The following is a 12383-nucleotide window of genomic DNA, read 5'->3' on the forward strand; positions in this document are numbered from 1 at the left end:
AAGGTGAACCTAAATGATGAAAAAGCTTTTATTTATCTTACTAGCATTATTTGTATTAGTTGGATGCAGCCACGATGAACACGAACCAGCTGAAACAGATAACGAGGCTGGGGAGCAAGTAGATGACGAGGTTTCAAATGAAGAAAATGGTGCAGATTCTAGTGAGCAGGACGGTGCAGATGCAGACTCAGAACAGGTTATCGCTCTAGCAGAAGAATTTATCGGGCAGCTTGCTAATGAGGAATTCGAAGCGGCAACACAGCATTTTAACGAAATGATGGAAGCCCAGCTCACAACCGTTGCACTCGATGAATTATGGGTCGCGCTTCAGGATCAACTCGGTGCATTTATCGATCAAGAATATAACTCTATCGAAGAAGTGGATGACCACCAGGTTGTATTAATCGATGGACTTTTCGAAGGATCTGATGTCGTATTTAGTGTCGCTTTTGATAATAACAATCAAATTGCTGGTTTTTATATTCAATAATTTTTTCACTTAATGATGGAGAGCTTAAAACTCTCCATCTTATTTTTATCGCTCTATCCCACCTCGCTATGACACTAAATGCAAAATTAACGCACCATACCTCCTTGCTAGGACACCATACACAATATTAACGCACCATCCCTTCTCGCTACGACACCATTCGCAATTTTAACGCACCATCCCTTCTCGCTATGACACCATTCGCAATTTTAACGCACCATCCACCCACGCTAAGACACCAAAAGCAAAATTAAAGCACCATTCACCCACGCTAAGACACCAAAAACAAAATTAACACACCACCATCCACCCAATCCCCTCTCCCACTATCTAATCAAAAAACATAAATCGTAACAATTACTGTTTACAAATCGTAATCGTTACGATATGATAAGAAATATTAAATATCCAAAATAAGAAAGGAATACGGTAAATGAAATTTATTCAGGCATTATTTATGTTTGGTTTTACATCGTTTTTACTCATTGGTTGTTCTTCAGGAGACGATTCAGCCAATGCAACGGATTCGGATAAGCTTACTGTTTACACGTCAGTCTATCCATTTCAGTATGCTGTGGAGAAAATTGGTGGCGATACTGTTGAAGCCAAAACTGTTTACCCACCTGGCGCGGATGCACATACATATGAGCCGACATCTAAAGATATGACAGCAATTGCTAATAGTGATGCATTTATTTTTATAGGTGAAGGTATGGAGGGCTTTGCAACAAGTGCGGCAAATGCGCTTGCCAATCAAGATGTAGCATTAATGGAGATTGGAGAATACGAAGAACTTTTCCATGGGCATAGTGAACATCACGCTCATGAGGAGGAGGATCATGATCACGGACATGACGAAGATCACCAGCATGATGGCAGCGAGCATGATCACGAACACGATGATAGTGAGCACAGTCATAGTGAAGATGATCATAGTCACGAAGCCACTAGCAATACGCATGACGAAAATAGTGTTTCCATTACTATCGATGGTCTGGCTGGACATTACCATACTGGCGATTCTATTCAATTAACCGCCCAGCTAAGCGAAGACTCTGACCATGATCATTGGCACTGGTATACGTTAGATCCTGGTGCTGACGATTGGGTAACAGTACCTGATAATGGAACTGACGCGTATGATGGCGAGGCTACTATGGATGGACAGCAAATTAAAGCAATTCTTTTTGGAGACGATCATGATGTAGTAGCAGAATCAGAAGCCGTAACAATTGCAATCGATGACCATACTGGCGACCATGATCCACACCTTTGGATTGATCCATTACGTATGATTGAGATCTCTCGCATTATTAAAGATGAGCTGATCGAATTAAATCCTGATCACGAGGCTGATTACAATGCGAATTTTGAAGCATTAGAAGCGGAACTTCTAGCACTGGATGAGGAATTTTCAGAGCTGTTAGCGACCAAAGACAACAAACACATCATTGTCCCACATGCTGCTTACGGATATTGGGAGGAGCGTTATGGTGTGAAACAGATTGCGATTAGCGGACTATCCACGAGTCAAGAGCCGTCGCAAAAGCAATTAACTGAGGTTATTGACCAGGCTGAGGAACATAATTTGGATTATATTCTCTACGAACAAAACAGTCCAAATCGACTTTCGGAGGTTATCCAAGAACAAATTGGCGCCCAAGCTTTAACAATTCATAATCTATCTGTCCTGACAGATGAAGATATTAAAAATGAAGAAGACTATATTTCCTTAATGCGATATAACTTAGAAATACTTGACCAAGTGACGAACTAATTATTTGATGCCCTTGCCAGAAAGGAAAGTGTAAAACTTTCCTTTCTGCATAAGTACAACTAAAGCATTCTCCTAGCCTTTAGGTGAATGCCAGGTTTTCTAAAGGGCAGCTAATTTATGGAGGGACAATGAATTTGCTACGACAACATAAAATTCCAGTTACGATTCTCACCGGATTTCTAGGCGCAGGAAAAACCACATTATTAAATCGTATTCTTCATGAAGATTCGCAGCAGAAAACAGCTGTGATTGTGAATGAATATGGCGATTTATCGATTGATAGTCAGCTGATCACCGATACAAAGGAAGAGATTATTGAAATTAATAGTGGCTGCATTTGCTGTAATGTGCGAGGTGATTTGATTTCCATTCTCTCCTCCATGCTGCGGCAACAATTAAATGGCGAGGTTCAATTTGACCGGGTCATTATTGAAACGACAGGGCTTGCCAACCCAGCGCCTGTCGTTCAAACCTTTTTAATGGATGAGGCCATGTCCCGCTGGTTTGAACTAGATAGCGTTTGTACGGTTCTCGACTCGAAGCACCTTCCTCAACATATCGATTCAGAGGAGTTACAGGAGCAAATCGCCTTTGCAGATGTACTTATTTTTAATAAAACAGATCTCATAAATGAAGGAGAACTGAAGGATCTACAAACGCGAATTACACAAATGAACCCAAATGCAAAAGTGTTACATTCCATTAATTGTGAGATTCATACAAGTGATATTATCGGCATTCAATCTTTTGATCTCGGACATAAGCTTCAAATACATCCCAATTTATTAACGGATGAGCACCACCATCATCATGATACCGTTAATTCTTTTGTATTTACCGACAATCGCCCGCTTAATTTGGACCGTGTAAATAGATGGTTCAGCTACCTAGTCCAAGTGAAAGGGGAAAGCCTGTATCGATATAAAGGAATTCTTCATATTGACGGAATGGAAGAACGAGTTGTTTTCCAAGGTGTGCATATGTTATTTTCCGGGACAAATGATCGTCCATGGCTACCAGAGGAAACGAAGCAAAGCGAGATCGTCTTTATTGGAAAAGGTTTGGATAAATATGAATTAGAAAAAGGATTTTACGATTGTCTGCAATGAATAATCTAGTAAACGGAAAGAAGGTAATACAGTGGCTAAAAAATCAAAGGTCGCAAAATTAAAGAAGCAACAAGCACTCGTTGAAAAGTATGCTGATTTACGAAGAGAATTAAAAGCAAAAGGAGATTATGAAGCACTTCGCAAACTGCCAAGGGACTCTTCCCCTACTCGATTGAAAAATCGCTGCGAAGTAACGGGTCGCCCAAGGGGCTATATGCGAAAATTCGGCATGTCCCGGATTGCTTTTCGAGAATATGCACATAAAGGACAAGTACCTGGTGTGAAAAAATCGAGCTGGTAGTAAAAATAGGTTCTCCCTCAAAATCTGGGGAGAACCTTTTTAATTACTTCGTATCCAGTGGTTCTAACCGCGCTTCGATTGCTTCCCGTTGATCTTCGAAGTAAGGTGGCAATGCTAGTGACTCACCTAAATGTTCGACATCCTCATCTGACGTAAATCCAGGACCATCTGTAGAAAGCTCAAACAAAATGCCATTAGGCTCTCTAAAATAAAGGGCTTTAAAGTAAAACCGCTCCACAACACCTGAGTTACCAAAGCGTGCTTCTGTAATACGGTCACGCCATTTTCTCAATTCCTCTTCATTTTCGACACGGAATGCAACGTGGTGCACACTACCGCGTCCAGGTCGCTCTTTTGGTAGATCGTTTCGTGTTTCTAGATGGATTTCTGCTCCTGTTCCACCTTCTCCAGTTGAAAAAATTAAAATATCATCTTGCCCCTCAACCGTTGAGGCATAACTACCAACTTGTGTAAATGTTAGCAGCTCTGTAAGAACTTTAATTGTTGGTGCAGGATCTTGAACCGTTAATTTCACTGGACCAAGCCCGACAATACCTGTATCCACCGGAACTGGACTGCGATCCCAAGGTGTTCCACCTGCGACTCCTTGATTCGTTTCATCTGAAACTAAGGTTAATCGCTGCTTCTCTGGATCACGGAAGTGAATGACACGGCGTCCAGCCTGCTCCATAATCCCATCATGATCGACCTCATATTCATTGAAGCGATTTTCCCAATAAGTAAGTGCAGCATCATTCGATACACGTAATGATGTACCCGAAATACTGCTCACACCTGGATACGTATTCCCTGCTCTCGGGATCTCAAAAAACGTTAAATCTGTTCCTGGATTCCCAACCTCATCTGCATAAAATAAATGGTACATAGATGTATCGTCCTGATTTACTGTTTTCTTAACGAGACGCATTCCAAGGACAGTTGTGTAAAAATGGTAATTCGCTTTTGCATTGGCAGTAATCGCAGAAACGTGATGGATTCCTTTTAATTGCATGGCTATTCCTCCTAGTGGATTTATTATGAATTAAATTATTTTTAATTAACTTATCTTTAATTAATTATATAATACATTTTATTTTATCATTTGTCAACGGATTAAAAATAACTTAACCGAATATGGCGAGTAAGAAACATATTATCTAAATTTAAAGGTTTTTAAATGTATTCTAGCTGAGAAGAATGTCATATTTTGTTCGTATCTTTCTATGCTATAATACAAACGAGGAGGTGATAATCATGGACAAGTCCGATCAAATTATTGAAATGCTCGGAAAAGTGATGAGTAAGTTAGATGAGCATAGTCAAACACTAGAAAACCACGGCTCTCAATTAAAGGAACACGGTCAAATTTTAACTGCATTGCGAGCGGGACAGGATCATTTAAAAGCAGAGATGGACGGCATGAAACTAGCAAATGCAAAAGAATTTGGAGAATTGAAAGAAGAAATAAATACGATTTCGATTAATCAGGAGCTTCTACGTAATGACACGTGGACAAATAAAGTAGACATACATCGTATCAAGAAAATGATGGGGATGGCATAAACAAATGATTCTTCTATAAACATTCCCCCCATGTTTCTTCTTAAAACAAAAACTACAATTTTTACCCACGCTAAGAGCAGGTTGGACATGCTACCCCACCTGCTCTTCTCTTATCTATATAGCTTTTAACAATAACTTTTTCAAAAGCGGGGCAAAATGCTCCGGTAGTTCAGCGACACTTGGTACCATCACACGTTCCCTGCCATAGATATTTTCCATTGTCACATCTTCTCGCTCGCCAATCTCTCCATCGGATAAAAACATTCCGATGACATCAATTCCTTTTTTACGCGCTTCGGAAACGGCGAGATGGGTATCAACAATACCATTTTGATCATAACCCGCTGCTGCAGGCTCTCCGTCGGAAAATACTAAGAGGAATTTATTTTTCTCGCGCCGTGCTTCTAAATCCTTTAATGCAACGCGAATGCTGAAGCCGTCACGATTATCCTCTTCAGGCTCTAATTGCATGATTTTTGGACCATTGTTTTGATAGAACGAATCCGTATGCGTGTGAATCATATGGAAATAATTCGGCTGATAGCCTTCCTTCACTTCATTCGCATCCTCCCAGAAACCGATAATCGCATGTGGAATTTGTAATTGCTTCAGCACCTCATGAAACAGCACAATTCCTTTTTTCGTTTCTTCCATTTTTCCAACCATGGAAGCGGAACAGTCAATTAGCAATGTAAAAACCGCATCGAATTCCTTCGATTCCTCATCCTTTTTATAAAAGACTCGTGAAGTATCATCCAATACAAGCGGCAATAAGTTTCTCGATAATCGTCCTGCTAGCAGATCTTTTCTCGGTGTCGTTTTCTTATGTTCGATTGTCTTCTTAATCGTATTTGCGAGCTTGCGGTGGAACAGGTCAATCTCCGCTACATACTCCCGGTAAAGCTCCTCATCTTCTAACGACGGGGCATGCGCTTCTTTTATCAGCTTAACAGCATCGGCATTTTCTTCCCCATAGCTGCTTTCCGATCCTTGCTTCTGGTCCTTTGCCTCCTGCTTATCCACTGCTTCCATCTTCGAATAGTCCTCTTGCTTACTTTCACCGGACGTTCCTTGAATGGAAGCCATCGCCTGATCGGCATCCTCGGTTTCGCGTGCTCCGCCGCCTAGCATACTTGTTTTCGAACCTTGCTCCAGCTCAAATTGCAGGAAGTTTTGCTTCCTATCTTCATTTTTATTTTCCCGATGCCAAGTAGAAAACGTCTCATCAAAGTATTCACTTTTTTCCTTATTGACCTCGTCTTCCTCATCATTGACCAATTCATCCGTACGGGTTAGCTCATCAAAAAGGGTGTTTTTCGTATAGGTCTCCAAATGGCCGATTGGGAAAATAAAATATTCATTAATGGAATCCTTATAATCGCGGTTCAAACGAAAAACAATTTGCTCGCAAATTCTTGCGGTTTCATCCGTACTTGTTGCTTCATAAACAGCATAAAGCAGCGGTTTCAGCTGTTCAAGGTGTGTAAGCTGCTCCTCATTCGCCCTTGGAAAATTAGGATCTGGATTGTCTGCTTGAATCAGCAAATAGATAAGGCAGAATAATTCATCCAATGCAAAACTTCTCGTCACATTTGCCGCTAATTGCATGTCAAAGTAATTCCTTAAATAATTTCTCCGTTTTTGAAACATCGCCACTGTTCCCGGGCGGCTTTTTTTCACAATTTCTTCTAAACGGATGTCCTCAAGGAGCGCGAATAATTGTGTAGCGAATTTAGGCAGATCGGATTCTTGAATGCTTTCCATATATGCTTGCATCGTGGGTATGTCAGAATAATGAAGCGTGCCGATTGTTCGCAGGAGCACATCCGATTTAAACCCAGCTTCCTTCGTGTCCTGATCCAGCTTGCGCCAAATCTGGCTTACTGTAACCCTCTCATCAATTAGATCAATATGTGAGCCGTAGCTATATTCGAAGTCTAGATTAGGATTTCCAGATAAAACGGTCGCTAGGTCTTGTAACTGCATAAAAAGTTTGGTGTCCACTTTCGAATCATGGAAACGGTTCATCCAGCATTCTCCTTTTTAAAATAACGTTTCTGCTAGGTTCTTCACAAATTCGCGCTCTCGCTCTTCATCCAATTTGTCAACAATCGAACGTAGAATTGCCCGTTTTGGAGGAATCAAGACACTCAAATCACAAGCATCCAATAAAGCACGAATTGACGCCGCATCCTCGGATAGCTTTCCTTGAAAGACAGCTGTAATTAGATCTCCAGATAATTTTACAAATAAATTAATTAATGTCTCATCTGTTAACTTTGTATTGGAAACAATGAGCTGCTTCAATTGCTCGCCCTCGATGTATGGAACCTCAATAACAATAAAACGGTTTTTCAACGCTTCGTTCAGTGGAACGGTACCAATATACCCTTCATTAATCGCAGCAATCACGCCAAATCCTTCTTTGGCAGTAACCATTTCATTTGTAAATGGATTCGTGATCGTTCTCCGATAATCAAGCACCCCATTAATAAGCGGCAATGTTTCCGGCTTAGCCATATTTACCTCATCAATATATAGGAAGCATCCTGCCTTCATCGCATTTGTGACAGGTCCCGGGATAAACTCAATCACCTGCTTTTCACCCTCATAAGCAAGCGTTTTGAATCCAAGCAAGCTCTCCGCATCCAAATCCACCGAGCAGTTCACACTGAACATCGGCTGCTGGAACAGCTGGGATAGCGTCTCCGCAAATTTCGTTTTCCCTGCCCCAGTAGGACCTTTTAACAAGATATTTTTCCCCATACTTAATGCAGTAATAGCGTCCGTAAGTAAATCCATATGTGGTGGAACATAGCCCCCATCTCGTATTAAATCTTGAAACTCCTCGTCCTGTCTTACTTCTAGAGTTTCCTCTAGTTGTTGTTTTATATTTTCAGGTAACTGATAGTTTATATTCATTGTAAAAACTCCTTCCTAGGACATTGTATACGTGATTGGGGGGAGAAATCAAAGATTGGCTTCTGCTTTATGGCGATGCTATTTTTTTGGAGGGAGTGCGTGTGGGAATGGTGTCTTATTTTTGTGTTTGGTGCTTTAGCTTGTGGCGGTGGTGTCTTATTTTTGCTTTTGGTGCTTTAGCTTGTGGGAATGGTGCCTTATTTTTGCGTTTGGTGCTTTAGCGTGTGGGAATGGTGTCTTATTTTTGCGTTTGGTGCTTTAGCGGGTGGCGATGGTGTCTTATTTTTGCGTTTGGTGCTTTAGCGGGTGGCGATGGTGTCTTATTTTTGTGTTTGGTGCTTTAGCGGGTGGGAATGGTGTCTTATTTTTGCTTTTGGTGCTTTAGCGTGTGGGGATGGTGTCTTATTTTTGGGTTTGGTGCTTAGACGAGCGGTACAACAAAAAGGGAAAAGCCCTCATCTAATAAGCTATCCCTATTTGTAGTTAAATCTTATATTCAGTTATTAGCTAATCAAGCAATAGATAAAGTTACAAACAAAACTCCTGTCCATCCTCCAAAATAAAAAATCCAGCCGCTTCAATCCATTCTCTATATTTTTTATTCAAACCAATTACGGGATTCGAATGATTAAAGTGGGTGAAATAAATATTGCATGTATCTTTATAGGCTTTAAACTTTTCCATTGAAACAGTTATTAATGGATGAGGAATATCGTTATACGATCTACCAATTTGTTCAAACTCTTCCGTAGAATAAAACGTACCATCAATAAAGCAATAGTCGATGTCTTTCATTAGTTCATCGAGATTTATATCCCATTGTTCCCATCTGTCGATATCTGGAATATATAATAATCGTTTTCGTTTCCCTTGTATAAGGAAGCAAAACGTCTCGGAAAACTCATTCCGATGTGGGACAGATAGCGGTATAATACTCGCACCTTCTGGTAAATCATAGGCTTGTCCCGCTTGTAATGGGTGTAAATCAATATTTTCAAAATCAATTAACTGCTTCCACGGATAATGAGAGGATAGAAAATCGTTCATCTTTTCCCCCGCCATGACAGGGAGCTTGCTAGTTGAAACTGCTTCTTTCCCTAGAAACATCAGACCTGTGTAGTGGCCAATGTGTGCATGGGTAAGGTAAATGCCATCCATCATTTTTCTCCATTGCTTTTGTTGCTGGACCATCATAAGCTGTTCTTTGAAATCTGGCGATGGGTCGATCATATACCACTTATTACTTTCCTCGAAATGTAATGATAGTGATGCAGCAAAGCGGCGAAAATTTTTATCCAGCCTTGCTTGCTCACAGTTTTCACAAAAGCAATTTGGATGAGGAACTCCTGCGTCTTGTGCTGTTCCTAGAACTTTGACAAACATTATTTGATCTTCTCCTTTGTATTTTGCAATGATGAAGTCGCGGGAATCCGTTTTATCGAGAATCCTGTGTAGCCAAATATAATATTTATGAGTGGTACAAGAAAGGCAAAAAAGATAAACGGAATAAATTCAATTGCCGGAACACCAAGCACACTTGCTGCAAAGACAGCTGGCACTCCCCATGGAACAAGGTTTATCCCTACTGTTCCCGCGGCCTCTACGCTTCTCGATAAATTCAATGGCGAAAGCCCGAACTTTTTATACGACTGTAGGAAACCCCTTGCAGGTAATATGATTGCAAGAAATTGTGCACCACTGGCAAAAGCTACAATAAAGGTTGATAGAATGGTTGATAAAATCAATGAGCCTACCGAACGAATTCTAGAAACAATGGTAGAAACAATTGTTTTAAATACGCCAGTAGCTTCAAGCACGCCTCCAAGTGCTGTTGCTATAATAATAAGGCCAATCGTACTGAGCATCGAGTTGATGCCGCCATTGGACAGCAATGAATCAATTTCGTCTATTCCACTTCCAGACACATATCCAGAAGTCATTGCCTGTACAACCTCTGTCAAATTACTCCCTTGCACAAGCATAGCTGTAACGCCACCCAGAACTGCTATGAGTAAAAGAGAAGGAATCGCTGGATATTGCTTTAGCATTAAAAATAATGTAAAGATTGGGACAACAAAAAGCAATGGATGGATAAAAAACTGGGCTTCCAATCCTTGCATGATTACCCCGATTTTTTCCAGACTAGCGGCGGTGGACACATAATTCAGACCGACAATCCAATATAATACGATCGAGCATACAAAAGCTGGAATCGTGTCCCATAGCATATGACGCACATGATCAAATAAATTTTCACCAACCATCGCAGGCGCTACGTTTGTCGTATCAGATAACGGTGATAATTTATCACCGAAATAAGCTCCGGAAATCACAGCCCCTGCAACGAGTGGCAGCGGAAAATCCATCCCTTGGCCAATTGCGATAAATGCCAGTCCAACAGTGGCAATGGAAGTAAAAGAGCTTCCTAGTATTAAGGAGACAACCCCCGTTACAAGACATACAAGCGGGACGAAAAAAGTAGGATTCACAATTGCAAGTCCATAATAAATAAGCGTTGGGATAACTCCACTTAAAATCCATGTTCCAATAATGGTACCGATAATAAATAAAATAAAAACAGCTGGAAGTGCCTTCGAAACACCATCGGAAAGGGACTTTTGCAAATCATCCCATTGGTATCCTAGTATTTTCCCAACGATACATGCGGCTATAATTCCACTAATAAGCGGGATAAACATTCCTGCATCCCAGTAAAAAATCGACATCGCTGCAGCACCTATTAAAATAATAAGCGGAACGAGTGCCAGTACTAGATTTGGTTCTCTTCCTTTCATCACATAAACTCCCTTTCATGACGCATCTTATCTTAGTTGCAAATTAATATATGACTACTTTATATTGTTTGAAAAATTACGTCAATAGTAGAAAATGTATTACTAGATTTAGGAAGTTGGAGATTTTAAGAGCTTTCCTTCCAAACAACAGCGACTATTTTGTGATCGAATGGATAAACAAAGGGAAATTTGGAATTATTAAGATTAAAAGCTACTTAATATGCTCTACGCTTATTTAAAAGTTATACATAAATTTTATGTATACTTCTTGCTAAATAATTTAGATCTTTAAATCCTTTTATGTCAGCATAGCGATAAAAGGAAGAGTACGGAACGCAATAAATAATAGAAGCCATAGTGTGTTTATCGCAATTTCATCTCGCTTTATCTAAATTTAAGCAAAATATAATTTGAGATTTTTTATAACAAAGGTACTTCTCCTGACTTTGTCCAACAAAGTCTTCTAGAACATGAAAAAAGCGAGGCTACTCAAATTTATGCGGAATTAAGTGGAAGACTCCGGCAAGATTTTATACAAAATATTTTAAGAATCCAAAGAGCAACGCAAATAATTTACGTTGCTCCTTTTAACTATAGTGCAATAAAGGATGTGCTCGCATTAAACTAGTTTTGTTTAAATGAAAGCCATCAAAGTTATTTGAATAAAGCAATGGTTATAGAAAAAATTTAATTCATAACTTGGGATGAACATCCATCAATATGAATTTTATATCATAATTATCCGCGTTAAGTGCTTTCTCCATCGTATTCTCAATACTCTCGTATAGAAAGATACAGAAATACAAATATAAAATAATGTTGACGTTTATATTCCTATATCTTGCCTACTATTTCTTCAAATCTAGCTTTTTTATTTAGTGATCGTTGATTATTCTGATTTGATTTAAATTCTTTTAGTGGTCGTTCCGTTCCAAAAGGGAAAAGTTCTTTCAGTTCCTCTGTGTTATATACCGCAAGAGGTTGTCTTTCCATTGTCTTATATCTTATTTCAAATTCTTCTTGGAATCCAGGCTTCATTGTTTCTGAAGGTGACTGTTTCATGCCGGATATCCATGTTTCGAAGTCATACATTCCTCTATCAATTATACCGCATAGATCTTCCAATGACTGGGTCAACTCCATCAAACAATCCAATCCATTGTGTAAAAAAAATCCATTTTTCTTTGCCTTTTCAATAGAGTGTTCGAGTCTGTAAAGGTTCCCATTGTAACTAAATTCAACAAAGCAGCTCGTACGATCCCAATTAAACTTGTAATTTTGAACCTTTAAACGTTTCATAACACCAATAAGTTTTTTTTCATACACACTTTGTTCATTGGTTGGCATCCATCTTAATAAAGTTCTTGAAAGAAAATTTTTCTTGAGCATATCGTTCACCTTCCTTGTATATTCGATTAGTGCTCCC

General features: G+C 39.7%; 11 protein-coding genes. 5 read left to right on the forward strand and 6 right to left on the reverse strand.

The annotated features are described in order from the left end of the window. The first annotated feature begins 16 nt into the window (after positions 1-16). The 4 genes from F1560_RS12015 (at position 17) to rpsN (ending at position 3677) form a co-directional block, all read left to right on the forward strand. A complete protein-coding gene (locus F1560_RS12015) occupies positions 17-490 on the forward strand; it encodes a DUF3887 domain-containing protein (protein ID WP_187773717.1) in 474 nt (157 codons plus the stop codon). Between the two features lie 433 nt (positions 491-923). Beyond that, positions 924-2267 carry a metal ABC transporter solute-binding protein, Zn/Mn family gene (locus F1560_RS12020; RefSeq protein ID WP_149474876.1) on the forward strand — a complete coding sequence of 448 codons (1344 nt, stop codon included), beginning with the start codon at positions 924-926 and terminating at the stop codon, positions 2265-2267. Positions 2268-2395: 128 nt separating this feature from the next. Then, entirely contained in the window at positions 2396-3376 is a 981-nt protein-coding gene (locus tag F1560_RS12025) for a CobW family GTP-binding protein (protein WP_149474877.1), read from the forward strand. 31 nt (positions 3377-3407) lie between these two features. Beyond that, positions 3408-3677 carry a 30S ribosomal protein S14 gene (gene rpsN / locus F1560_RS12030; protein WP_149474878.1) on the forward strand — a complete coding sequence of 90 codons (270 nt, stop codon included), beginning with the start codon at positions 3408-3410 and terminating at the stop codon, positions 3675-3677. A 43-nt stretch (positions 3678-3720) separates the two neighbouring features. On the opposite strand, the gene F1560_RS12035 is transcribed toward rpsN, so the two are convergent. Then, entirely contained in the window at positions 3721-4689 is a 969-nt protein-coding gene (locus F1560_RS12035; protein WP_149474879.1) for a ring-cleaving dioxygenase, read from the reverse strand. A gap of 242 nt (positions 4690-4931) precedes the next feature. Here F1560_RS12035 and F1560_RS12040 point away from each other — a divergent pair, with 242 nt between their 5' ends. Continuing rightward, positions 4932-5240 (forward strand): hypothetical protein, encoded by a 309-nt coding sequence (locus tag F1560_RS12040; RefSeq protein ID WP_149474880.1) that lies wholly within the window; start codon positions 4932-4934, stop codon positions 5238-5240. A gap of 114 nt (positions 5241-5354) precedes the next feature. Here F1560_RS12040 and F1560_RS12045 read toward each other — a convergent pair whose 3' ends face one another. The 5 genes from F1560_RS12045 to F1560_RS12070 form a co-directional block, all read right to left on the reverse strand. Then, entirely contained in the window at positions 5355-7268 is a 1914-nt protein-coding gene (locus F1560_RS12045) for a vWA domain-containing protein (RefSeq protein ID WP_149474881.1), read from the reverse strand. A gap of 15 nt (positions 7269-7283) precedes the next feature. Next, complete coding sequence (locus F1560_RS12050; RefSeq protein ID WP_149474882.1) at positions 7284-8162, reverse strand: ATP-binding protein; 879 nt, start codon at positions 8160-8162, stop codon at positions 7284-7286. Positions 8163-8690: 528 nt separating this feature from the next. Then, positions 8691-9545 carry an MBL fold metallo-hydrolase gene (locus F1560_RS12055; RefSeq protein WP_149474883.1) on the reverse strand — a complete coding sequence of 285 codons (855 nt, stop codon included), beginning with the start codon at positions 9543-9545 and terminating at the stop codon, positions 8691-8693. Next, positions 9545-10957 (reverse strand): Na+/H+ antiporter NhaC, encoded by a 1413-nt coding sequence (gene nhaC, locus F1560_RS12060; protein ID WP_149474884.1) that lies wholly within the window; start codon positions 10955-10957, stop codon positions 9545-9547. Before nhaC ends, F1560_RS12055 begins: the two co-directional genes overlap by 1 nt. An 834-nt stretch (positions 10958-11791) precedes the next feature. Next, complete coding sequence (locus F1560_RS12070; RefSeq protein ID WP_149474885.1) at positions 11792-12346, reverse strand: hypothetical protein; 555 nt, start codon at positions 12344-12346, stop codon at positions 11792-11794. Between the last annotated feature and the right edge of the window lie 37 nt (positions 12347-12383).

Source organism: Oceanobacillus polygoni, assembly GCF_008304605.1.
In the GTDB taxonomy this organism is placed as follows: Bacteria; Bacillota; Bacilli; order Bacillales; family Amphibacillaceae; genus Oceanobacillus; species Oceanobacillus polygoni.

Bases quoted from the DNA above. Each gene is read 5' to 3' on its own strand.
- F1560_RS12015 (WP_187773717.1), top strand. From the start codon at position 17: ATGAAAAAGCTTTTATTTATCTTACTAGCATTATTTGTATTAGTTGGA.
- F1560_RS12020 (WP_149474876.1), top strand. From the start codon at position 924: ATGAAATTTATTCAGGCATTATTTATGTTTGGTTTTACATCGTTTTTA.
- F1560_RS12025 (WP_149474877.1), top strand. From the start codon at position 2,396: ATGAATTTGCTACGACAACATAAAATTCCAGTTACGATTCTCACCGGA.
- F1560_RS12035 (WP_149474879.1), bottom strand. From the start codon at position 4,689: ATGCAATTAAAAGGAATCCATCACGTTTCTGCGATTACTGCCAATGCA.
- F1560_RS12040 (WP_149474880.1), top strand. From the start codon at position 4,932: ATGGACAAGTCCGATCAAATTATTGAAATGCTCGGAAAAGTGATGAGT.
- F1560_RS12045 (WP_149474881.1), bottom strand. From the start codon at position 7,268: ATGAACCGTTTCCATGATTCGAAAGTGGACACCAAACTTTTTATGCAG.
- F1560_RS12050 (WP_149474882.1), bottom strand. From the start codon at position 8,162: ATGAATATAAACTATCAGTTACCTGAAAATATAAAACAACAACTAGAG.
- F1560_RS12055 (WP_149474883.1), bottom strand. From the start codon at position 9,545: ATGTTTGTCAAAGTTCTAGGAACAGCACAAGACGCAGGAGTTCCTCAT.
- nhaC (WP_149474884.1), bottom strand. From the start codon at position 10,957: ATGAAAGGAAGAGAACCAAATCTAGTACTGGCACTCGTTCCGCTTATT.
- F1560_RS12070 (WP_149474885.1), bottom strand. From the start codon at position 12,346: ATGCTCAAGAAAAATTTTCTTTCAAGAACTTTATTAAGATGGATGCCA.